At 57.7% G+C, this 21,997-nt stretch carries 26 protein-coding genes and 1 CRISPR repeat array; of the genes, 25 read left to right on the top strand and 1 reads right to left on the bottom strand.

Annotation, left to right across the window (positions count from 1 at the left end; all coding sequences use genetic code 11):
- Position 1 precedes the first annotated feature (1 nt).
- The 13 genes from DXX99_RS03645 to DXX99_RS11985 all read left to right on the top strand — a co-directional run bounded on the left by DXX99_RS03645 (position 2) and on the right by DXX99_RS11985 (position 13,663).
- Positions 2 to 739, top strand: coding sequence for a metal ABC transporter ATP-binding protein (locus tag DXX99_RS03645; protein WP_115792160.1), 738 nt, complete (start codon positions 2 to 4; stop codon positions 737 to 739).
- A gap of 16 nt (positions 740 to 755) precedes the next feature.
- A complete protein-coding gene (locus DXX99_RS03640) occupies positions 756 to 1,550 on the top strand; it encodes a metal ABC transporter permease (RefSeq protein WP_240610813.1) in 795 nt (264 codons plus the stop codon).
- A gap of 122 nt (positions 1,551 to 1,672) precedes the next feature.
- Positions 1,673 to 2,710 (top strand): HAD family hydrolase, encoded by a 1,038-nt coding sequence (locus DXX99_RS03635; protein ID WP_240610804.1) that lies wholly within the window; start codon positions 1,673 to 1,675, stop codon positions 2,708 to 2,710.
- Positions 2,701 to 3,102, top strand: a complete 402-nt coding sequence (locus DXX99_RS03630; protein WP_115792158.1) for a secondary thiamine-phosphate synthase enzyme YjbQ — start codon at positions 2,701 to 2,703, stop codon at positions 3,100 to 3,102. The genes DXX99_RS03635 and DXX99_RS03630 overlap by 10 nt, the downstream gene beginning before the upstream one ends.
- Positions 3,103 to 3,211: 109 nt before the next feature.
- On the top strand, positions 3,212 to 3,472 hold the full coding sequence (locus DXX99_RS03625) for a FeoA family protein (protein WP_165847698.1): 261 nt from the start codon (positions 3,212 to 3,214) through the stop codon (positions 3,470 to 3,472).
- Positions 3,438 to 5,258 (top strand): ferrous iron transporter B, encoded by a 1,821-nt coding sequence (gene feoB / locus DXX99_RS03620; protein WP_115792156.1) that lies wholly within the window; start codon positions 3,438 to 3,440, stop codon positions 5,256 to 5,258. Before DXX99_RS03625 ends, feoB begins: the two co-directional genes overlap by 35 nt.
- Positions 5,259 to 5,275: 17 nt before the next feature.
- Positions 5,276 to 7,975: a cation-translocating P-type ATPase gene (locus DXX99_RS03615; RefSeq protein WP_115792155.1), complete on the top strand. Its 2,700-nt coding sequence runs from the start codon at positions 5,276 to 5,278 to the stop codon at positions 7,973 to 7,975.
- Between the two features lie 86 nt (positions 7,976 to 8,061).
- On the top strand, positions 8,062 to 8,562 hold the full coding sequence (locus tag DXX99_RS03610; RefSeq protein ID WP_115792154.1) for a cation:proton antiporter regulatory subunit: 501 nt from the start codon (positions 8,062 to 8,064) through the stop codon (positions 8,560 to 8,562).
- A gap of 3 nt (positions 8,563 to 8,565) precedes the next feature.
- Positions 8,566 to 9,771 (top strand): cation:proton antiporter, encoded by a 1,206-nt coding sequence (locus DXX99_RS03605; RefSeq protein WP_115792153.1) that lies wholly within the window; start codon positions 8,566 to 8,568, stop codon positions 9,769 to 9,771.
- Between the two features lie 137 nt (positions 9,772 to 9,908).
- Positions 9,909 to 10,082, top strand: coding sequence for a hypothetical protein (locus DXX99_RS11465; RefSeq protein ID WP_165847697.1), 174 nt, complete (start codon positions 9,909 to 9,911; stop codon positions 10,080 to 10,082).
- Between the two features lie 279 nt (positions 10,083 to 10,361).
- A CRISPR array of direct repeats spans positions 10,362 to 11,058; the repeat unit is 30 nt; unit sequence GTAGCAATCGAACCATTATGGGATTGAAAT.
- A 241-nt stretch (positions 11,059 to 11,299) separates the two neighbouring features.
- Positions 11,300 to 12,421: an FN3 associated domain-containing protein gene (locus DXX99_RS03600; RefSeq protein WP_165847696.1), complete on the top strand. Its 1,122-nt coding sequence runs from the start codon at positions 11,300 to 11,302 to the stop codon at positions 12,419 to 12,421.
- A gap of 258 nt (positions 12,422 to 12,679) precedes the next feature.
- On the top strand, positions 12,680 to 12,892 hold the full coding sequence (locus tag DXX99_RS11675) for a hypothetical protein (protein ID WP_205664626.1): 213 nt from the start codon (positions 12,680 to 12,682) through the stop codon (positions 12,890 to 12,892).
- A 174-nt stretch (positions 12,893 to 13,066) separates the two neighbouring features.
- Complete coding sequence (locus DXX99_RS11985) at positions 13,067 to 13,663, top strand: lytic transglycosylase domain-containing protein (RefSeq protein ID WP_115792150.1); 597 nt, start codon at positions 13,067 to 13,069, stop codon at positions 13,661 to 13,663.
- Positions 13,664 to 13,668: 5 nt separating this feature from the next.
- Here DXX99_RS11985 and DXX99_RS03585 read toward each other — a convergent pair whose 3' ends face one another.
- A complete protein-coding gene (locus DXX99_RS03585) occupies positions 13,669 to 14,109 on the bottom strand; it encodes a type IV pilin protein (RefSeq protein ID WP_115792149.1) in 441 nt (146 codons plus the stop codon).
- Between the two features lie 217 nt (positions 14,110 to 14,326).
- On the opposite strand from DXX99_RS03585, the gene DXX99_RS03580 reads away from it, so the two are divergent.
- The 12 genes from DXX99_RS03580 (at position 14,327) to DXX99_RS03530 (ending at position 21,996) form a co-directional block, all read left to right on the top strand.
- On the top strand, positions 14,327 to 14,734 hold the full coding sequence (locus DXX99_RS03580) for a spore maturation protein (RefSeq protein ID WP_240610803.1): 408 nt from the start codon (positions 14,327 to 14,329) through the stop codon (positions 14,732 to 14,734).
- Between the two features lie 137 nt (positions 14,735 to 14,871).
- Positions 14,872 to 15,297: a hypothetical protein gene (locus tag DXX99_RS03575; RefSeq protein ID WP_115792148.1), complete on the top strand. Its 426-nt coding sequence runs from the start codon at positions 14,872 to 14,874 to the stop codon at positions 15,295 to 15,297.
- 106 nt (positions 15,298 to 15,403) lie between these two features.
- On the top strand, positions 15,404 to 15,778 hold the full coding sequence (locus tag DXX99_RS03570; protein ID WP_115792147.1) for a hypothetical protein: 375 nt from the start codon (positions 15,404 to 15,406) through the stop codon (positions 15,776 to 15,778).
- Positions 15,775 to 16,125, top strand: a complete 351-nt coding sequence (locus DXX99_RS03565; RefSeq protein ID WP_115792146.1) for a hypothetical protein — start codon at positions 15,775 to 15,777, stop codon at positions 16,123 to 16,125. The genes DXX99_RS03570 and DXX99_RS03565 overlap by 4 nt, the downstream gene beginning before the upstream one ends.
- Before the next feature lie 12 nt (positions 16,126 to 16,137).
- On the top strand, positions 16,138 to 16,815 hold the full coding sequence (locus DXX99_RS03560; RefSeq protein WP_115792145.1) for a hypothetical protein: 678 nt from the start codon (positions 16,138 to 16,140) through the stop codon (positions 16,813 to 16,815).
- A 66-nt stretch (positions 16,816 to 16,881) separates the two neighbouring features.
- Positions 16,882 to 17,562: a hypothetical protein gene (locus DXX99_RS03555; RefSeq protein WP_134642947.1), complete on the top strand. Its 681-nt coding sequence runs from the start codon at positions 16,882 to 16,884 to the stop codon at positions 17,560 to 17,562.
- Between the two features lie 57 nt (positions 17,563 to 17,619).
- Positions 17,620 to 18,051, top strand: coding sequence for a hypothetical protein (locus DXX99_RS03550; RefSeq protein WP_115792143.1), 432 nt, complete (start codon positions 17,620 to 17,622; stop codon positions 18,049 to 18,051).
- 133 nt (positions 18,052 to 18,184) lie between these two features.
- Positions 18,185 to 18,445 (top strand): hypothetical protein, encoded by a 261-nt coding sequence (locus DXX99_RS03545; RefSeq protein ID WP_115792142.1) that lies wholly within the window; start codon positions 18,185 to 18,187, stop codon positions 18,443 to 18,445.
- Positions 18,446 to 18,509: 64 nt separating this feature from the next.
- Positions 18,510 to 19,217, top strand: a complete 708-nt coding sequence (locus DXX99_RS03540; protein ID WP_240610802.1) for a hypothetical protein — start codon at positions 18,510 to 18,512, stop codon at positions 19,215 to 19,217.
- 50 nt (positions 19,218 to 19,267) lie between these two features.
- Complete coding sequence (locus DXX99_RS11460; protein ID WP_165847695.1) at positions 19,268 to 19,444, top strand: hypothetical protein; 177 nt, start codon at positions 19,268 to 19,270, stop codon at positions 19,442 to 19,444.
- A 110-nt stretch (positions 19,445 to 19,554) separates the two neighbouring features.
- Positions 19,555 to 20,388 (top strand): S1 RNA-binding domain-containing protein, encoded by an 834-nt coding sequence (locus tag DXX99_RS03535; RefSeq protein WP_115792141.1) that lies wholly within the window; start codon positions 19,555 to 19,557, stop codon positions 20,386 to 20,388.
- A gap of 90 nt (positions 20,389 to 20,478) precedes the next feature.
- Positions 20,479 to 21,996 (top strand): ParB/RepB/Spo0J family partition protein, encoded by a 1,518-nt coding sequence (locus tag DXX99_RS03530; protein ID WP_165847694.1) that lies wholly within the window; start codon positions 20,479 to 20,481, stop codon positions 21,994 to 21,996.
- Position 21,997: the final 1 nt, after the last annotated feature.

The following is a 21,997-nucleotide window of genomic DNA, read 5'->3' as shown; positions in this document are numbered from 1 at the left end:
CTTGACAAACCTAGTGGAAATGAAGGGAGTAGAGCTCTCTTTTGGGGAGAAAAAAGTATTAGAGGATATAAACCTATGCATTAGAGAAGGAGACTTTTTGGCTATACTTGGCCCCAACGGAGCAGGAAAAACTTCTCTTCTAAGACTCATTCTTGGTACCTACCGCCCCACTAGAGGCGAGATCTTTCTCTTCGGCGTGCCGGCGGCCCGCTTCAAGGAACGTTACCGCATAGGGTATGTGCCTCAGAAGGGGGGGCAGCTGGGAAGCTTCCCGGCTACGGTCTGGGAGGCAGTGGCTTCCGGCAGGGTAGCGCGCACAGGCATTTGGCGTCGCTTTACGCCCAAAGATGAAGAAGTGATCGAGAAAACGTGCGCTGCCCTGGATCTTCTCCCTCTTTTGCACCAAAAGGTGAGTGAGCTTTCCGGGGGCCAGCGGCAGCGGGTGGCCATTGCCCGCGCTCTGGCTTCCGAACCGGACATTTTACTTCTAGATGAGGCAGCCGAAGGGCTGGATGCGCCGGGGGAGGAGCTCTTTTACCGGTATCTGGCTGAGTTGCACAAGGAGCGAAAGGTGACCATAGTTATGGTCACACACGATATCGGTGCCGTTTCCCGGCGGGTGAAGCGCGTCATCTGTCTTAACCGCCGGATAGTCTTTGAGGGTACTCCCGCCGAATGTCTCTCCAATAACCACTTAGCAGAACTCTACGGTGCTCCCGTTTACGTGCCGGGGAGGTAAGTTAGCTTTGCTGGATATGTGGCAGTACGGCTTTTTCTGGCGAGGAATTATAGCGGGTCTTTTGGTGGGGTTTCTTTGCCCGTTGGTGGGTGTTTTTCTGGTGGCCAGGCGTTACTCTTTCCTACCAGACGCTTTGGCTCACGTCTCTTTAACCGGCATAGCCTTGGGCCTCATCCTTCACTTTTCCCCGGACATCGTTACCGTGATGGTACTCGTAGCCGCGGCCTGGCTCACGGAGTGGCTCCGGAACAAAGCTTCTGTTTACGCCGATGCTCTGCTGGCGGTAGTGATGGCGGTAGGGCTAGCTTTAGGAGTCATTCTCATAAGCAAGAGCCGGGGTTTTGGCGCTGATCTCAGCAGCTACCTCTTCGGCAGTTTGCTAACTGTCCGGCTGCAAGACCTGAAAACCATAACGGTGGCCCTGGTTCTAGTCCTGGGAATGGTAGCCGTATTCTACCGGGGGCTGCTGGCCGTAGCTCTGGATGAGGAGTATGCTCAGGCGGTGGGCATCCCTGTAAGACATCTTAGTCTGGTCTTTATTGCCCTTTCGGCTCTGACGGTAGCTGCGGCCATCAAAGTGGCCGGGGTGCTTTTGACCGGAGCTCTGGTGGTGATACCCTCCTTGCTGGGAGCCTTTCTAGGAAGAAGCTTTGCCGGTACTTTGAAGGTCGCGGTGGGGACGGGGGTTTTACTCTCCTTGCTGGGGATGCACCTGGCCTACTGGGGGGACCTGCCTCCCGGGCCGGCGATAATACTCCTGGGCGCCGGGATGCTGGTGCTGGTTATCCTGGGGCGGCGCTTTGCAATGTGAAGGGCAGCTCGAAGGAAAACAAAGGAAATAGAAGATAGAATTGTACTAATATCGGGTATAAACTATTCTTTCTCTGCCTTTACACTGCTTTTGTCGAGCTGGAGTCGGTCCGGGTATATCTTTTGGAGAACCGCTCGTTTACCGGCTGGCAGGTACTGGTTCATATGTTTGGCGGCCCGATACCTCAAGCCTCGGTCATAGAATTTTTGAAGTGGATAAGCCTCCTGGTTACTTTTCTGCTCACGGTGGGAGAGCCTTTTTCTGAACTAGCGGCACCTTGGAACCGGCTGGTGGTAATCCGCTCGCCCGACCGTAGGCTTTACTGGTGGGGAAAGGTGGCTGCCTGGTACGTAGTTGGTATCCTATTTGTCGCGCTGGCCGTGGGGCTGGGGATCCTGGCGGATTTTTCGCACCAAGCTGCTTTAAGTTTTTTTAACGTACCAGGCGCTTTATGCTATCATAGTTCCAGGGGGTTGTCGTCCATGAAGCGGCGCATCAAGGGAGTCATCTTCGATCTGGACGGGACTTTAACGCCTGTTACCAGCATATGGCAATATATTCACGAATGTTTGGGAACCTGGGAAACCCACGGCCGCAAGCACCTGGAGGATTTTCTTACCGGCCGGATCAACTACGAGGAATTTGCCCGCCGGGATGTGGGAGCCTGGCGGGGGGTTCCCAAGTCCTACCTGGAGGAGCTGGTTTCCCGCATCCCTTACCGCAAGGGGGCTAAGGAGCTGGTAGCGGCTCTGAAAGAGCGCGGAGTGCGCACCTTCCTACTTTCTTCGGGACTCGACCTTTTGGCCTCCAGAGTGGCCGAGGAGCTCGGCTTTGATTGCTGGGTGGCCAACGGCCTGGGCTTTACTCAGGGACGGGTGGACGGAAGGGTTTTCATTCGCGTCCCCTGGCACGGTAAACCCCAGCACGTTCCCGATTTCTGTTCCCGTTTCGGTCTCCGGCCGGAGGAGCTGGCGGCGGTAGGAGACAGCTGCGGCGACGTACCCCTTTTCAGTCGAGTGGGGTTGGCGGTAGCCGTGAGTGCCCCGCCGGAGGTGAGGGAACAGGCTCACATTCAGGTGGAGGATTTGCAGGCGCTTTTACCGGCTGTGGCTCCCCTTTTGCCCGATGGGGAAGGAGTGGAGAGGGGCTCATGGAGGTAATAAGCGTTACTACCCGCAGGCGGCAGGAACTGGTGGACATAACTTCCCAGGTGGCCAAACTGGTGGCAGAAAAAGGATTAAAGGAAGGAGTCGTTTATCTTTTCTGCCCTCACACCACCGCAGGAATATGTATCAACGAGAACTATGATCCCACGGTGGCCGAAGACATCCTACGCAAGCTAGAAGAGCTGGTCCCGGCTACCGGACCTTACCGGCATGCCGAGGGAAACGCGGACGCGCACATCAAGTCCTGCCTGGTGGGAGTAAGCCAAGTGATCCCGGTGCGGGAGGGCAGGCTGGCCTTGGGCACCTGGCAGGGAATTTTCTTCTGTGAGTTCGACGGGCCCAGACAAAGGAAAGTCTGGGTAAAGCTCATACCCGAAAGGACATAGCTACTCCTTCAAAGCCTTTCGCAGAAGGTAGCCCATCACGGGCTACCTTTTTCTTTTCTCTTCCGCATATACATTGATAGTGATTCCAGAGTTGAGGAGGATAGAAGGGTTGGAAGAAGAGCTTATTTCTCTGGATCGTCTAACTCCCGGTAGCTCAGGAGTGGTAGTGGCTGTGCAAGGAGAGGCCCGTGAGCGCTTTGTAGACCTGGGGCTAGTGGAAGGCACGACGGTCGAGGTGGCAAGACAGGGGGATCCCACCCTTTACCGCCTCCGCGGCTACTTTCTTGCCTTGCGGAGAAGCGACGCCTGCCGGGTGCTGGTGAAGGAGGTGGGCAATGAACGAAACGATTACCGTAGCTCTGGTTGGTAGCCCTAACGTAGGTAAGAGCACCCTTTTTAACACTTTGACCGGTAGCTACCAGCAGGTGGGCAACTGGCCGGGCAAAACGGTAGAGAAAAAGGAAGGTTTTTGTCGCTTCGGCGGGTTCACCTTTCGGCTCGTCGACCTGCCGGGAACCTACAGCCTCAACGCCCGTTCGGCGGAGGAAGAGGTGGCTAGGAACTTTCTGCTGTCCGGCTCCCCCGACGTGGTAGTGGTCCTGGTAGATGCGACTTGTTTGACCCGGCATCTCTACCTGGCACTGCAGGTGATAGAGCTAACCCCCAAGGTGGTCCTGGCGGTGAATTTTCTGGAAGCAGCCCGGGACAAGGGGATGACGTTGGATCTGGCGCACCTTTCCCGGTTACTCAACCTTCCGGTAGTCCCCGTTAACGCCCGCAGTGGCAAAGGGGGGAAGGCTTTGCTAGCAGCTGCTCTGGCCGTAGCACGGGGTGCTTTTAGCCCCCGGCCTCAGCTAGGATACGATCCCTATGCTCAGCTAGATTACCCGGCTCTGGCTAGAACCCGCTATCAATGGGCCGACCATTTAGTTAAAGAGATCGTCTGCCGGAATCGGGAGCCGGGCAGAAAGGACCTAACTTCCCTACTCGACCAACTTTTTCTGCACCCTGTATTCTCCTTTCCCCTCATGGGCCTCGTGGTGGTGGCCCTTTTCTGGCTTTCCGTCAACGCAGGAGGACCTTTGACCGAGCTCCTTGCCCGCCTTTTTTCCTGGCTGGGACGGGAGGCAGCCTACCTCCTGAAGGCCTGCTCGGCGCCCGTCTGGCTCGAAAGCATGGTGGTGGAAGGACTTATTGCCGGCGTGGGAGCGGTTATTTCGGTAATGCTGCCCACTATGACCATTTTCTTTTTCCTTTTTGCCTTTTTGGAGGACGCGGGATTTATACCCCGGCTTGCCTTAGTGAGCGATCCGTTATTCCGCCGAGTAGGGGCTCAGGGCAAGCACTGCGTCACCAGCTTGGTAGGTTTGGGGTGCAATGTACCCGGTGTCATGGCCTGCCGCATTCTGGAGGGTAAGGACCGCCTCATAGGAATAATTACCAATAGTTTCGTCCCTTGCAACGGCAGGCTGGGGATAGTGCTCCCCTTGGCCTCCGTCTTTTTTGGTCCCAAGGCTATATGGGTGGTTCTCGCCCTTCTGACCCTCTCTTTTGTCGCTTTACTGCTTTCTTTTTTCGTCCTCAGTCGCTTTCTCCCTGGCCCCTCCCCGGTCTTTTTCCTGGAGCTCCCTCCTTACCGGTGGCCCAATTTACCTTTCCTTGTTAAGCGCACCTTCCGTGACCGGGTGGTCCGGGTTCTCTCGCGTGCGGTCTGGGTGGCTGCTCCCATGGTGTTGGCCGCCTACTGGGCCAGCAACTTCTACTTGGGGGAGGCAACTTTAACCGCCCATCTGGCGCGTTGGCTCGCGCCGGTAGGTGAGCTTCTGGGAATGGACGGTAGCATCATGGTGGCCTTCCTTTACGCTTTGCCCGCCAAGGAAACTTTCATAGGCGCGCTAGCTATGATTCAGGGCTTCAGCTCCACTTACGCGGAGGACGAAGCCTTTATCGAGCATCTGGCTCAGGCTATTCCTCCATGCACCGCCTTCAACCTGCTTCTTTTCTTCCTCCTTTATTCCCCCTGCCTCTACACCCTCTGGGTGATCCATCAAGAGACTCGGAGTTGGCGGTATCTCTTCCTCTCCCTCCTGCTTCCTTTGACTGCGGCCTTTATCTTTACCTTTATTGCCCGGCTGGTGGAGTCGCGTATATCCTAGAATAAGGTGTTGACCGTATGTCTACATGGCACAGCTTGCCTGCCGACGAAGTTCTGAGAAAGCTCGCTAGCGACAGGGTTCACGGGCTTGGCACCTCTGAGGCACAGCGCCGCTGGCAGGAGTGTGGTCCTAATCTCCTCCAGGAAAAACCGCCCAAAGGCCCTGGACGCATCCTGTGGGAGCAGTTTACCGGTGCGATGGTCATCGTCCTTCTGGTGGCCGCCGTCGCATCTATCTTTCTTGGGGAGTATAGAGACGCCCTTGCCATCCTGGTGATTGTGGCGCTCAACGCCTTCCTAGGCTTTATCCAGGAATATCGGGCCGAGAAGGCAATGGCCGCGCTCAAAAAGTTTGCCGTTCCCCGGGAGAGGGTGCTGCGCGACGGCCGGGTGCAGGAGATCGCCGCTCAGGAGCTGGTCCCCGGCGACATCTTTTTCCTTGAGGCGGGTGATGTGGTGCCCGCAGATGGGCGTCTGCTCGATACCGCTAACCTGAGGGTGCTCGAGGCTATCTTAACCGGCGAGTCGGTTCCGGTGGAGAAGGATTCTGCCCTTACCTTCCCGGCAGGCACGCCTCTGGGCGACCGGCGAAATATGGTCTACAAGGGGACAACCGTGGTCTTCGGCCGCGGGGTAGCCGTCGCCGTGGCTACCGGAATGAGAACGGAGCTCGGCCGCATCGCCGCCATGATCCAGACGGTGAAAGCTGAGCCCACTCCTTTGCAGCGGCGGATGGCCGCGCTGGGGCGTACGCTGGGATTGGTTGCCCTGGTTATAGTGATGACGGTAACCCTGCTGGGAATTTTGCGCGGCGAGGATCTGGAAACCATGTTCCTCACCGGGGTAAGCCTGGCGGTGGCCGCCGTTCCGGAGGGACTTCCTGCCGTGGTTACCATCGCTTTGGCCCTAGGTGCCCAGCGGATGCTCAGGCGGCGCGCCCTCATTCGCAAGTTACCCGCCGTGGAAACTCTCGGCTCGGTTACCGTAATATGTACCGACAAAACCGGCACCTTGACCCAGAACCGGGTTACCGTCACCACCCTGGCTCTGCCGGCCCGGGATGCGGCGGAGGGACTTAAGTTTCTCGACCTTTCCGGAGGAAAAGCAACCGTACCTCTTCCGACGGCAGCGTATCTTTTATTATCAGCCGGTGCGCTTTGCAACGATGCTGTTTTAACCGAGGAGGGGGGACAACTCTCTTACGTAGGAGACCCGACCGAAGGCGCACTGGTTGTTGCGGCAGCACGGCTAGGTTACCCGAAGCCCGAATTAGAAAAGGTTCTCCCTCGCGTAGCGGAGATCCCCTTCTCTTCCGAGCGAAAGCGAATGACCACTGTCCACCGGGTTAGCGGCAGTTACCGGAATTTTCCGGCCGAGCTTCTTGGTGAGGAAGGACGGTTATCGTATGTCTTGTTTACTAAAGGTGCCTTTGACAGCCTCCTGCAAGCCTGCAGCGGGGTGTGGGTGGACGGGAGGGTTGAGCCTTTGGATAGATGGCGGGAGAGGTTAGAGCAGGGCAACGAGCAACTTTCCCAAGCGGGCCTGCGGGTGCTGGCAGTTACCTTCCGTTCTCTGGCCGCCTTGCCGGAAACGGTTACGGAGGAGGTTGAGCGCGGGCTTATTTTTCTGGGCCTGGTGGGGATGCTCGACCCCTTGCGGCCGGAAGCTAAGGAGGCGGCCGAAACTTGCCGCCGGGCCGGGATCGGCTTGATAATGATCACTGGCGACCACCCTGTGACCGCGCTGGCTATCGCTCGTGAGCTCGGTCTTGAGACACGGCGCGTTTTGACAGGCTATGAGCTCGATAGGTTATCGTTGGAAGAGCTGGCAACCGTCGCTGATGAAGTGGCCGTCTATGCTCGGGTTTCCCCCGAGCACAAACTCAAAATAGTGGAGGCTTTAAAGCGCAAAGGTCACATCGTGGCCATGACCGGCGACGGAGTGAACGACGCCCCTGCTTTGAAAAAGGCCGACATCGGGGTAGCGATGGGGATAACCGGCACCGACGTGGCTAAAGAGGCTGCGGATATGGTGCTGCTGGACGACAATTTCGCCACCATTGTGGCTGCGGTGGAAGAGGGCCGGGTGATTTACGACAACATTCGGAAGTTTCTCAAGTATTTGATGACGACCAATTTGAGCGAGATACTGATCATTTTTGCCGGCATCCTGAGCGGGATGCCGGTGCCTTTGGCACCGCTTCAGATTCTCTGGGTCAATCTGGTCACGGACGGTCTTCCAGCCCTCGCCTTATCGGTGGAGCCAGCCGAGAGGGATGTAATGCGTCGGCCGCCCCTCGACCCCAGAGCAAGTATCTTCGCTGGTGGCCTTACCATCCACATTATTTGGGTCGGGATATTGATGGCCGCTATCTGTCTCGGTACCGGTTACTGGTTCTTGCGGGCGGGTCATCCCTCCTGGCAGACGGTGCTTTTCACCACCCTCGTCCTTGCTCAACTGGCTCACGTACTGGCTATCCGCACGGGCCGAGCTTCTCTTTTCCGCGCCGGGCTCCTGTCCAACCCGGCCGCTTTTGGCGCCGTTCTGCTCACCATAGCCCTACAGCTGGCGGTCGTTTACTTCCCGGTTCTGCAGGTCGTCTTTCGCACTACTTCCTTGGCACCCGCCGAGCTCCTACTCTGCTTCGTTCTCGGCAGCCTCATCTTCTGGGCGGTGGAGGTCGAGAAGTGGCTGATCCGGCGCCGCTCCCGGGAATAAAAAACGGGAGCGGCAGGTAAGCTCGGAGAAAGGGCGAAGTAGAATGTAAAGGGCGATTAGGAGCAAAGCGGGGCGGGGGAGACGAATTGGCGATAATCAAGGAGGCGGAACTGCCCGGACTGGGGAAGAAGTACTCGGTGGCCTTGGAGAGCGGCGACCGGCTGGATATCATCATTTACGACGAGGGGGAAAGAGAGATATTTTTCTTCCCCCCAGGCGAAGAAGAACCCTTGTGCTCGGCCACCCTCACCGACCAGGAGGCGAGGCAGGTGGGCTCGATAATAGGAGGAGCCTTTTACCAGCCCCGCCTGCTGGAGAAGCTAGAAGCAGCGATAGCTGAGCTCTTCATCGAGTGGATCAAAGTTAAACCCGGCTCTTCCCTGGTGGGAAAGAGCATAGGGGAGCTGGGTCTTAGAAAGAACTTCGGCATCACGGTCATCGGGGTGGTGGAAGAGGGCGAGCGGGGTAAAAAGAAAACGGTAGCCATCAATCCCGGTCCTTCCTTCACTTTTTCCCCCGGTCAGATAGTGATTGTGGCCGGTAGGCGCGACGCGGTGGAGCATTTCGAGAGCTTGGCCGGGAGGTAGAAAGTGCCCGAAGTAGAATTCGGCAAATTAGTAATCCTCTTTCTAGGGGTTAGCGCAGCTATCCTGTTGGCCCGGCGGCTGCGCTTCTGTTCTATACCTGTGCTCATCTTTTTGGGGGCTTTCCTGGGGCCTTATGCTCCCCAGACTTCTTTTATAAACCTGCGCTTGCTTGAGCCTACAGAATCCCTAGCCCTGATGGCCAAGTTGGGACTCATTTTTCTCCTCTTTCACCTTGGGCTGGAATTCTCCGTCACTCGTCTGCTGGAGAAGGTACCGGTGCTGGCCGGAAGTGGGAGCCTCTATGTGGGGCTCAATTTTCTGCGCGGACTTGCTTTGGGCTGGCTTTTGTTCCGTTCCGGGCTCGACTCCTGGGCTATGGCAGGAATTACCACCTTTTCTAGCAGTGCCATTGTGGCCCGCCTCCTGGTGGAGCTCAAGCGCACGGCCAACCCGGAAACGGAGTACATCCTGGGTCTTTTGGTCTGGGAAGACATCTTTGTGGCTCTCTATCTGGCCTTCTTTTCCACCTTTTTCTTCTCGCCCTCAGAGGGCCGATGGGTGGGGCTGCTGGAGGGAATGTTGGCCGCCGCCGGAATTGTTGTCACTTTGCTAGGGGGAAGGAAACTCAAGCCCTACCTGGATCGTCTGCTGGATCTCAAGCACAGCGAATCAGTAGTGGTAGTTTCTTTTTCCCTCCTCCTACTCACCGTCTTTCTCTGCACTCGCCTGGGGATAACCGAGGGGGTCGGAGCGCTGGTTCTGGGCATGATTTTGGCGGAAACAAGACACGCCAAGCTTTTGGTTTCTCTCTTCGCTCCGCTCAAGGACCTCTTGGGAGGAGTTTTCTTTTTTGTCGTCGGTATGGGCATAAACTACCGCCATTTTCTGCTGGCGATGGACAAGGCGGTGCTGGCTGCCCTAGTGACGCTGCTGGGTAACCTGATAGTGGGGTGGCTCAGTGCCTACCTGGCCGGCCACCGGGGGAGGGCGGCTTTCAACGTGGGGGCCACCGTAATGGCCCGGGGTGAATTTGCCGTTATTATAGCTGGTTTAGCAGTTAAGGGAGGAGCCAGTTCACTGCTCGAACCAGTAGCTGCCCTTTACGTCTTCCTCCTGGCTCTGGTAAGTCCCCTTTTAGCTCGCCATTCCCGCCGTATTTACCTGCTTTTGTCTAGAATAGTGACTTCAAGCCAAAGCTCGGCAAAATAAAGGTATCCTTTCCTGCCGGCTCGAGGTCGTAAACTCCGCCTGAGGAGCTAAAAGGGATCCGTGGAGGCGCCGACCGGGACGGCGGACAGGCTAATTTCCCCTTTCGAGTGGGTCAGATCACCGGGGGGCTTTTAAGGATGTATCTGACGGTGGAGGATGCCCCGGCAGCTTATGTGGTCAAGATCTGGCCGGAGGAGCCCTCCGGCGTGTTGGCGCCGGTCCCCAAAATCCCCTCTCGGTTTCTCAAAGGCTGGCTAGGAACAGAAGTAATTCTTTGTTATCGTCTAGAAAAGCGCCGAAAACAGCGATAAGTGGCTGCTTTTTGCGGTAAGTACCGGCAAATCTGGAGTTTGCTCTGCCTGCCGCCGCCGTGTTATAATTGCCGTCGACCTGGGTGGTTGAAGGGCGCTGGGGCCACCTGCTTTTTGAAAGATTATAACAGATCCAGTAGTGATGCGGGCTTCGGGGATCGAGAGCTGCCGTCGACCCCCTGGGGTTTTGGGGTTAACCGAAGGTCGACGGCAATCTGGAGAAGGTGGCAGGAGCTCGGAGCGAGAAAAATCAAGGCCTCCCGCCCCCAAACGGGTTTGGTAGCAATCGAACCATTATGGGATTGAAATGCGTGGAAGTGGCATTGCTGTCCCCCCTCTCTTGCGGTAGCAATCGAACCATTATGGGATTGAAATAAGGGAGAACGCAACGTTCTCCCTTCTTGAGTTTCTTGTAGCAATCGAACCATTATGGGATTGAAATTTTAGCTTGCCGTGGGATTTTGTGCATCTTGTTAAGGTAGCAATCGAACCATTATGGGATTGAAATTTGGTGGCAGAACTAATGTTGACACCCTGCACCTGGAGTAGCAATCGAACCATTATGGGATTGAAATGGGTACGGCTGGCGCGTGGTGGTGCTGGACAGGTATGTAGCAATCGAACCATTATGGGATTGAAATTGAGGCTTGTCGGCTGGGCGGCGGCCAACTTTCCCCAGTAGCAATCGAACCATTATGGGATTGAAATTTTAAGCCATGTATAGTTCCTTAACTTCACATGCTTGTAGCAATCGAACCATTATGGGATTGAAATTCCTGCGTGTAGCGGAGAGAGGGATCGTTCGCCAACCGAGTAGCAATCGAACCATTATGGGATTGAAATAAGCTTAACATGCTTTACTATGTATTCGGCGCAATTTGTAGCAATCGAACCATTATGGGATTGAAATAGGCGTTCGGGCCCATGTCCACCGCCGTGTCGAAGGGTAGCAATCGAACCATTATGGGATTGAAACGTTGACATAACGTTTATCATGTGGGCTTCGGGATAGTGCTTGCCCGGCTGAAAAGCCGAGTTTTTCTTTTTAGGGAGCTGATAGGGGGAAGAAGGCTCTGGCAGGATAGAGGAACCGAGTTTTTTATGCCGAAAGTTTCTACTTGTAGCTTTGTTTTTGCCTTCCAGGCAGATTTGACACGGTCAGAAAAATATGTTTTCAGCCATTTCACATCGAAAACTGCCTGGGGAGGTGGGTAGTGGTGCCCCGGCACTACCTGATACCGGCGCTCCTTCTGGTGTTCTGTTTTGCGCCCTTGCTCCTCTTAAAAGTTCCTGCCTGCAATGCTTATTCCGTCACCCGCACCGTTTACCGGGACGAAATCTCCCCTACTTCGAGGCTCAATTTCTCCGTAGGGCGGGAAGTTTACCTGGACCTTCACCAGGGTTGCTTTCCGCGCGGAATTGAAAAACTCACCTTCACCGTCACCTCCCTTTCCGGCATCCCCGGCGTATCCTTCGCCGTCTACCTGGACACTGGCGGAGTGCCCCTGCCTTCCCCGGCGCGTCTCGGCCTGCCCGCCGGAGATAAGCAGCTCCTTCTCTGCCGGGGTGAACGCGGCTGGTACCGGGTGGCGGCTGGCAGGGAGGGGCAGCACCTCTTCGTCGAAGTCTCCGGGAGTGGTGTCTGGGGCGTGGCGGAGTCCGTCTATTTGCCTGCTCCCCCGGTGGAAAGAGTGGAGGGAGGGAGGCTTTGCTTGGAGGGTGACGGTGAGATCTGGTACACCACCGACGGGAGTGACCCGCGCCTGAGTCCTTCTGCCGTGAGGTTCGAGAGGCCCATTGAGCTTTCGGCACCAGCCGCGTCCAAGCTGCCGCCGGTGATCAAAGCGGCCGCCTTGAAAGACGGTTACTGGAGCGAAATGGCCGCTTTTGTGACTCCTGAACCCGGCAGCGGATATCCTCGGCCGTCCGGTTCGCGGATCCTGGCGACTACGGCGGCCACAATCTCCCCGGAGGAGGGCGGCACCCTCGAGCTGCCCGGAGTGGCCCGGCTTGCGGTCCCGCCGGGGGCCCTGCCTGCCAGGGGCCCGGTCCTGATGCGACTGGTGGCAGTCGAGGCACCCGCAAATCTGCCGGGCGGGAATGAAGCTGTCACGCCGGCTGTTTGGCTGCGGTGCCGGGGGCTTTGCAGCCCGTTCTTCAACCGACCGGTGACACTCACCTTTGCGGTGCTGGCAGGCAATGAGGCCGGGTTGCGGATCTTATCGCTTGACGGCGAAGGCGGTACGCCGGAGGAGGCACTACCGGGCGGCGCGGAGGGCGGTGAACTCCGGGTGCAGGTAACGCACACCGGGCGGTTCGTGGTGGTAAAGGATAGTTAAACCTGCAATAAGGTGATGAGGATGGTATCGCTTTTCATCCAGGCGTTGTTTATGGGCATTTTTTTAGATGGTGGCGGTATGACGCGCAATTTAACTTTCGCCCTAAGGAATTCACGTACTTTCCAAACACGCCGGGGATGATGCACGGGTGTTTTTTTTTCTTAGCCGGGTTCCCGGGCTGGCTCCCGCCCTACCTCCTGAACTGTTGGGAAGTCTTTGCGAAGGAAGGGAGGCCAGAACCCGTTCAAGGATGCCGTCGTGTTCTTCGTCAACCTCCTCATACCCGGCATCGGGCAGGCTTATGCGGGCAAACGCTCCTTCGTGGCGGTCTTCTGCATTTCTTCGTTCCTCATGGTTTCTCTGGGAATACCGGCCACACAGAGTATTGAACTTGCGGCCTTATGTGGCTTGCCCTTTTGCTCCTCCAGGCGGGGGTCGCTTGGTATCTTGTTAAATGTGGGTGAAGTATGAGTTGCAGGAACTAAGCTAGCCTCGGCAGTTTGATTCCTTAATAGCGCAGGTACCGGGACTATCCTGGCAGCGACAAAAGCCGGGCGGGAAGCGGGTTTGAGCGCCCGGTTCGACTTCTGGTACAATAATCCCCAAAGTTCGTGCATCGCTCGGCAATAAGGGAAGGGGAGAGTTATGCAGGTTGGGAAAGTTGGTGGACCTTTTTACCAGACTGAACTCGCTTCGGGGCGAGAAGCCGAATCTCGATCTTTTGCTGTTTTATTCCGTGAAGTCGAGGCTCGCCTGAATCTGCCTCCGGGACTTCTGGAGGCTGTAGCCCGAGTAGAATCAGACCTAAACCCGCAGGCGGTCTCAATAGCAGGGGCGGTAGGACTCATGCAGCTGATGCCCGATACGGCACGGGCCTTGGGCGTGACCAATCCCTTTGACCCGGTTCAAAACGTGGAGGCGGGGGCTAAATACCTGCGCCAGCTCCTCGACCACTTTGGCGGAGATCTACGGCTTGCTCTGGCAGCCTACAACGCCGGGCCTGCTGCGGTGGAGCGTCACCGGGGTATCCCTCCCTATCCGGAAACCCGAGCCTATGTGGAAAAAGTGTTGCAGCTTTTACAGCAAAAGCCCTCCAACATCGCACCTGTGGCGAGCAAAACAACTGCTGCTCAATTTGGCGGGTCAGCTCTAGCTTTTCAGGCAGCCGTGAGAGCTTACGCAGAGGCCCTCTTGTGGCAGGCGGTGGCCGGCTTTTTCCCGCACTTCGAGTCACTCGAGTAAAAGCTTTAGGAGCTGTATGTCCTACGTGAGATCAACGGCCAAATCCTCTCCATACCCTTTAGCTCTCCTTTTTCCAGTGTAGAGGTACCTTTTCGGCCGCGAATTTTGGCTATTTCAACTCCCTTATCGTCCAGCACCACCAGTTCGTAGCTATCACCGCCCCCGCGGTAAACATATTCAATCTTCTGGGGAGCTGATTGGAGAGGTAATTCAAGCTCTTCCGGATCTTGGGGATACTCGCCGTGGAAGATATAATACGCGTCCAGGGTCAAAGACAAGCTATGAAGATCGCCCAGTACCCGGATATCGCGGGCCGCATCCAGGCATTGCTGGTAAAATGGGAAAAGGGCAGCCGTCGCCATTCCGGCGACCAGGGTAAGCGTCGTCAGCGCTACCGCCAGCTCCAGGAGGGTGGAACCCTTTTCGTTTTTAAAGGACAGCAGCATCTTTTTCACCCCTTTAAGGAAGGATTCGGCTCTTCGCGGGGCCGAATTAAGCCGGGAGAGACAAGCTCGATCCAAACTGAAGACTCTCTGCCGCCAGGTTTCTCCTGGCTGATGGTGCGATTTAAGAAAGGCGGGCTGAAGTTCGTTTCTAGGCTTCGCGTTCCCTGCATAAAACTTAGGACAGCCGGAGTATCGAGAGGGAAATAGAGGTCTTACGATGGAGAAGGGTATAATCGCCCTGGCGGAGTGGGTTATACCGGGGCTTATTCTGTTAGTTCTGGTGGTAGCCTTTTGCCGCCGTCTTCCCGTTTACGAGCTCTTTATTGCTGGAGCTCAGGATGGCTTCGAAATCGCGGTAAGGACCATCCCCTACCTTGTGGCCATGCTAGTGGCCGTCAGTATCTTCCGCGCTTCTGGAGCGCTTGATCTCCTAGTCAAGCTTCTTTCTCCCGTTCTCTCTCCTCTAGGCATACCTCCGGAGGTCCTACCCCACGCATTACTTCGCCCTCTTTCTGGAAGCGCTGCTCTGGGAGTAGCTACAGATATCATTCGCACCTACGGCCCCGACAGCATGCTTGGCCGCCTGGTCTCCACTATGCAAGGTTCAAGTGACACCACAGTGTAGGTTTTTAAAGCGCCGCACTGGAAGCTGTGCCGGAAGCAGGAAAGGGAGCCGGGAGAAGTCCTGGCTTTTTGCGTTTTTACGGGGCTTTTTAAAAGACTTACCGGGGCGTTCGATCCCGGAGGAAAAGGGGGATTGCGATGGAGAGGATCGAGAAGGCCATCGACGGGAGGACTGTTGTGGGCTACAGGATCAGGGGCACGGTGTACGTCAACACCACGCCGCACGAGATTTTCTTTCTCAACCCGGACGGTGGGGAAGAGCCGGTGGTGCTCCCGCCCTCCGGGCTGGTGGTCAACGCAAGGACGGAGGAATTGGTGGTTGACAGGGAGGGAGAAATCACCTTTGTGCGGACGGGGTTTTTTGGAGACGCTGAAACCAAAAAACTCCTGGCAGACGTGAACGCTGCTTTCTTTGAAGACGGAAAGAAGCCCATCATCATCGGGTCCATAATCGCTGCCCAGGCATACCCCGGCACGGTGGTGGCCCTCTGCCCCGCGCCGGGGTTCGAGAGGGTGCCGCCTACGGAGAAGAGGATGTTGCTTAACAAGTTCACCGTCTTCTAAAAAGCCGGGAGACGGCGGGCCGGGGAAAATTCCCCGGCCTTTTTCTTTTTCTGGAGCCAAAAATTTTGCCCAGGCGCCTTGCCTGGGAGAAAAGGAGGGGTTGCCCGTGGTCGAGACGCGGGAGAAGAGCATGTTTGTTCCCCTGCCAGACCTGAAGGAGTGCCCGGCAGAGGGGACGCAGGAGAGGCTGTGGTGGTGGTACGGGAAGCTCATGGAAGCAGCCGGCATCGACCTGACGGGGGTAAAGGGATCCGGCGACCTCGACCCGGCCAGGGTCGTCGTCCACCCGGAAGATATGCTCCGGCTGTGGATGTGGGCGGCTGGTGTGGACCCCAACAGGCCGGAGGCGTGGGAGGAGCCGCGGGACCGGGGGGAGTTCATGCGGAAACTTGCCGTCCTCATGGACGCGGGGCCGTCGTCCTCGGGGGATGTGCCTCCCGGGTATGTCCTGCTCCTGCCGGGGTGGGTGACGCTGGCATGAAGCTTCTACCCGGGTACTGGTTGAGCGAGCCGAAGGTCTACCGCGCCACCAGGGAGTGCAACGGGGAAGTCGTAGCGATTACGAACCCCGATGCCGTCCTGGTGCTGGACGAGGACCCGCCGGAAAGGCTGATGGTGATCGGGCAGGGAACGGTCGTCGCCGTAGCTCCCTGCCGGGTCAAGGTCTTCGGAAACGGAATGCTGGTGTGCGCGGAGGGCGAGGGTGTGCGGCTGGAAGTGGACGGTAAAGCGGTAGTGCACGCAGAGAACGGGGCGGAGGTGCTGGTAAAGGGCCCGGAAGTAAAGGTGCGCGGGCTCAACGCCAGGGTCTCCGTCCTGGAAAAGTAGGGGGTTGTCGATATGGCCTACCACCTGCACTTCGTCGGCAAGCAGTACTACACACTCCAGAGCTTCGTCCGGGAGGCGGAGCTTTACGGCGTATCGCGGCGTATAAGCCTCACTGACCTCTGCCGGATGAACTGGGGCGACAAGGTGTTATTAGCCATCCTGGACGGGAAGAGCGGGGTGGTGTTCGGGCAGTTCACCGTCACCACTTTGACGGGCCTCTCTCCGGAGGCCAGCCGAGCTGTCCGGGAAGAGTTCGGAGCGCGGAAGGTCGATGACGGCGGCGGGGTGGTAAAGAGGGGCTGCGGCAAGTACATAACCGGAGCCTCTTACGAGGTTGAGACCCCGCTGCCCGTCATCGCGCGGTTCCTCATGGAGTTGAAGAGGCAGGGGATAGATATCGGAAAGCCCATGATCGGAGGGCCTTTCGAGGAGCACCCTCCGGTGCGGCTCAAAGACGTGCCTTTCCGGCAGGGCTTCCGTCTGTTTGACTACTCCCGCTTCCTGGAGGCAGTCAAACAGGCCGGAAACGGCAAAAAGGTCCCCGTGGTTAAAGGGCAGTTTTACGTTGCCGAGCTTTCAGCCAAAGCCAAAAAGCAGGATGGTAAAGTGCAGGAAGTCCAGATCTATTGGCGCAAGGAGGAACTGGAGCCGCGCATCCGGCAGGTTAAGCTGTCCGAGGTAATGCGGTAACCGGTTCTGGCTAGCTAAGAAGGCCGGCCGGGCGGCCTGCCCATCAAAGAACTCTGTCAAAAGGAGGTGTTTGGGTGGGCGGGCTCCCGGCGGCCCGCCTGCCTTCTGCAAATGCTGGTGAAAGAGCGGAAGAAGTATGCGTACGCGGGGAATCTTCGCTCCAGAAAGCATTGCCGTATTCCCTACCCCATCGTGCCGGCCCAGGAGGCGCTGTTTGTAGATCCCAGGCAGGTGCGCTCTGTGGGGTGGGCGGCGGAGGACAGCGTATGCGGTTACCTCCTTTCTTTCCCGCCCGCATGCGAAATAGGGTGCTGTTTTGCCAGCGCCGTGTTCCCGACCAGGAAAGAGGCCGTTCTTTACGCTTTCCGGCGCTGGCGGCAACGCCTGCGTTACCTGAAAGAGCACAGGTTGAGGGGCCACGGTGGCCCTCCTTTCTACTACGAGGCGTGGCCGGAAGAAGGTTGTGTCTTCGGCTTTACCGGGGATGGGGGAGTAGCTATCTTGCCCTGCTGGGTTCCCCTTGAGCGGGAGCTCCGGAGGGCGAGGTACTACGGAGCCGAACTCTCCTCCGAAGTTTTAGCGGTCATCGATGAATCAGAGGAGGAGTCCTGGAAGAGTTACAAGGAAGGCAGGGACTCGTCGCACTTGCTCCTCCTGTTTTTCGAGATGTTAAAGCAGAAGCATCTTGAGAGCGGGGACCAAGCCGCGTTCCGGAGACTGATAACCGCCCTGAGGAAAAGTAGATAGCCGGGCTTCCCTGGCAGGCCCACTAAAACTCCAGAAGAAAAGGAGGTGTTTGGGCAGGTGGGCCGCCAGGGGGCCTGCCTGCCCGTTTCAGGAATGACAGAAAGGTATGGCCCGGAAGGTTTCACGGAAAAAGCGAAGAAGCTCCTCTGGCCCTACCGGACGTACGAGCGGAACGAGTACATGAGATTTCGCGGCGTACCCCGCAAGCTGATGCTGGAGATAGCACGGATGCTGCCCCCAGGACAGATGGAAGACAGCCAGAACAATTCCCCCACCTTCGGGGAACTGCTGGCCGAGGAGCTGGCCGTGTGCTACGGCGGCTACGTCATAGGCCCCCCGAGGGAAGACGAACGGGTCACGCTGGACGAGGTGTTCTTCCCTGCCACCACAGAAGGCTACCGGCGGGCGCTGGAAGTTGCTGCCCGCTACGGGCCGGACGAAGTAGACGTCCTGGAGGACCAGAAGCTCATCCGCCTCTGGTGGGACTGAGGAACAGGAAGGGCCGGGGGTTTTACCCGGCCCTTCTCTTTCTTGGGGAAGGTTTTCTCTGGCCCGTCTGGTGAGACGGGCAGAAAAAAAAACATACCCGGTGAAAAGGCCGGGAAGGAGGAGGGTGAGAGGCATGAACGGCTACGAGTACGTGGAAGTGAGGTTTCCGGAGGGAACGGGAGAGAAGTGCAGGTACTGGGGGCAGAACGGCACGGGCAGGTGCGTCGGTCTCTTTGTAGAGTTCGACCACGAGGAGGAAGTAGTGACTCTGTGGCCGGTCAACACCCGGGGACGGCGGGGGAAGTGCTTCATCAAAATCCCCTACGGCGAGGTCCCGGCGCTGATCGGCCTGCTGGAGGGAAAGACTGTCCGGAAAAGAGTTAGCCTGGAGTAGTCAAACCGGGCCACCCGGCAGGCCCGTTGTTTAAAACCCCAGACAAGAAGGAGGTGTGCTTGGGGTGGACGGGCCGCTGGGGGCCCGTCTGCCCATTTTTAAAAACATGCTGAAGAGTCTTGTCCAGGACGCGATCTACCTGCCTGAAGAGCTGGAGAAGGTTTTGAAGGAGCTCGGGGAGGTGAAGTCGAGGCTGGCCGAGCTTGAGGAGCGCAAGAAGGCCAGGGAGCTGGAGGCGCTGAAGCAGGTGGCTAACGGAGACCACAAGAACGAAACGCAGCGCAAGGCAGCCATACTTGCTTTCCTGGCGAGCGATCCGGAGTACCAGGAGGCCCTGGCCGGGGAGAAGTACGGGAAGGCGAAAGCAGCAGAACTGGAGGCGAAGCTGGAAGTTCTCAGGTACCGGATGAAACTCACCCGCGAACTCATTCGGCTGGCAGCTGCGGCAATTGAAGGAAACCACAAAGAAGCACTTGAGAGCTTGGAGATGGGGTACGTTGAGTCCAGGGTTGAATCCGGACAGGAGAAGCAGGAAAGGACAGAAAGCAGCCCCCAGCTTCCGGACTATATCTCCATCCAAGGCACTGTAGTTGAAGCGGCCATGGGGAAAAAGGCGGTCAAGGCGGTAATCGAAACACCGCACGGATCGAGGCAGGTGGTCTATGCCCGGCACGAGTTTGCGGAGAAACTTAAGCCGGGCAAAAAAGTCAGAATCAAAGCCAGGAGACTCAAGGACAAGGAGGGTGAGTTTCTGGCAGAGGCTATAGCTTAATCTGCAAGGTTCAAACGACGCACGCTATAATGTTTTCGAGGTGATAGACAATGACAGTCCTGGAGAATCTACTGCGCGAAATAGACAAGCTTTCTGCGGAAGAAGTAAAGGAGCTGTATCAAGCATTAATACGCAAGATGGCCGTGTCTCTGAAGGACCCCCGGGAGTTCTATGATGACTGGGACGACCCGGAGGTAGACAGAGCGTACGCCAGCGTCTGGAATTAGAAAAGCACAGCAGAGCCCGGTTTCCGGGAAAAGGCCCGGAGCCGGGCTTTTTTCTTTTTTTAGGAGCTTTTCAACAAAAACAAACACTGGCAGAAGGAGGTGCGTGTATCTTGCAGGAGGAAATCCGCCTGCCCGAGACCTGGATAGAGGTGGCCTGGGCGCGGCGCACGGGGAAGATTCTCACCTGGCCGGCAAAGGGGGTGGAAGAGCACCCGGACGGGGACGGGAAGACCCTCCCCCACCTGGTAGTCATGAAGGACGGGGTTAAGGGTCTGATACCTTTGCCCGAGGCCGGGGTGGGGGCCGAAAACGGGGAGCTCAGCCCGGGGGAGGCGAGGAACAGGCTCCGGCACCTGGTCGGCCAGCCCGTGGACTTTATAGTGACCTGGTGCCACGAGGACACCCTCACCTTCAGGGCTTCCAGGAAGAGGGCACTGGAAGTCTTAGCAAAAGACACGTGGGCGAGGCTCAGGCCGGGAGAGAGGGTGGAGGCGCTGGTGCGCCGCCCGGCCTTCAGGAAGGAAGACAGGCGGGTTACCGGCTTCGTGGTGGAGGTGGACGGCGTTGAGGGCTTCCTGCCGCGCGCGGAGCTGGCCTGGGGCTGGGTGGACGACCCGCTGAAGCTCCTGCGCCCCGGGGACCGGGTGGTCGTGGAGGTGCTGGAGACCGACAGGGAGCGGGGCAGGCTGGTGGTATCCAGGAAGGCGGTGCTTTCCTGGGAGGAGCAGGTGAAGAACTACCGGGAGGAGGGCTCCTACGTGGGGGCGGTCACGCGCGTGACCCCTTCTTATTTGGTGGTGGAGCTGGAGCCCGGCATGACGGTGACTGCCCGCCACATGAAGGTGGGGATACCGAACACAGGGGATCTGGTTGAAGTGGTTATCACCGGGATCGACCCGGAGCGGAAGAGGCTGCTTGGCGTGGCAGTGCGGCCCGTCAAGTGAAAGGACGGGCGTTCCGAAAGGCCCCGGTTTCAAAAAAAACCGGGGCTTCTTTTTTTGGAGGTCAAGTCTTGCAAGGGAGGTTTGAGAGTTTTGGAGAGCAAAGAGGTCCGTTTGGAAGAACTTTTCCCTCTCAGCCTGCGGCCTGTGATCGGGTTCCGGGTGGAGGTGCTGAAGGAAAGCATCAAGAAAAACGGCTACGATCCCGCCTGTCCACTGGTGGTGCAAAAAAACGGGAGCGGCTACCTGGTAGTGAATGGTTGCCACCGGTTGCAGGCGGCCAGGGAGCTGGGTCTGGACCGGCTTCCCGTGGTAGAGTTCCCGCCGGAGGAGGACCCGGTAAAGCTGGCGCTCAGGACCCAGGAGAACGATGAAAACGTGCAGCCGTGGGACTTCCTCGACAGAGCATTTCTGGTGAAGCGGCTTTACGAGGAGCTGGGCACGCAGGAAAGGGTAGCTGAAAGGCTGGGGTGGGAGCGGTCGAACGTCAGCCGGTATCTGGCTATTGCTAGCTTGCCGGGAGAGGTTGTGACCGTAATTCGCAGTTCGGTCACAGTCCAGGGGAACAGTACGGTCACAGAGGACTGTGACCGCGGTCACAGGAAAAACCTGGATGACCTGTGGTCCGTCCGCTGGTTCCGCCACATCTGCTCCCTGCCCGCTGACGAGTTAAAACTTGCCGTTGTTAAAAAGATCGCCGAAGCCCCCGAAAAGTGGAAGGAGAAAGACGTGGCGTCTGAGTGTGCGCGGTTGAAGAAGCGCCACGAGCTTTCTACCAGGATAAAGGAAGTCCTGGAGGGACAGGAAAGCTGCGAGAAGGAGCTGGTCGAGCTCCTGGACGCAGTGAAAAAAGGGGTTTACGACGACAGGCCGGAGAAGGCTCTGGAGCGGGCTGATGCGGTGCTCAAGGCCAGGCAGAGGACGGACCTGGAGTTGATGCAGGAGTTCGGCTACGAACCCGAGGTTTTCACCGTGTGGCGGTTCAACGGCAGAGACGAACGCTTCGGGCAGAAGCATCCCGGCAACATACCGGCGGGGATTGTCTTCAACGTGCTCTACTACTGGTCGGAGCAGGGAGACCTGGTGATCGACCCGATGGCTGGGGGCGGGGTCGTTATTGACGTCTGCCGGGCGATGAAGCGGCGCTGTGTGGCGTGGGACGTCCACCCCGTCCGGGAGGATGTGGTGAAGCATGATGCCACCCGGCCCTGGCCGGTGGAGCCCGGTAGTGCGGCGCTGGTCTTCATAGACCCACCCTACTGGAAGCAGAAGCGGGGAGAGTACAGGGGAGAGAACAACCTGGCGGACATGGACCTGGAAGGCTTCTATCGTTCGATGAGAGTTGTTTTCGAGCACGCGAAGCGCAGTTTGAGGCCGGGCGGTCACCTGGCCGTGATTGTGGGACCCACGCAGGAGGCGGGCAGGGTCCACGACCACGCGCTGGTCTTTGCCCGGCTGCTTGAGGATGTGGGTTTTGAGTACGTCAACAGGGTCATCGTTCCCTACACCACGCAGCAGGTCACGGGGTTCGACGTGGCGCAGGCCAGGAAGTCCAGGTTTCTCCTGAAGCTCCACCGGGACCTCCTGGTGTACCGGAAGGCGGGGGATTGAG

Origin of the sequence: Ammonifex thiophilus, from assembly GCF_003368535.1 — a bacterium.
GTDB lineage: Bacteria > Bacillota > Desulfotomaculia > Desulfotomaculales > Ammonificaceae > Ammonifex > Ammonifex thiophilus.
Note: the sequence above shows the minus strand (reverse complement) of the source record. Positions and strands in the feature narration are given on the sequence as shown.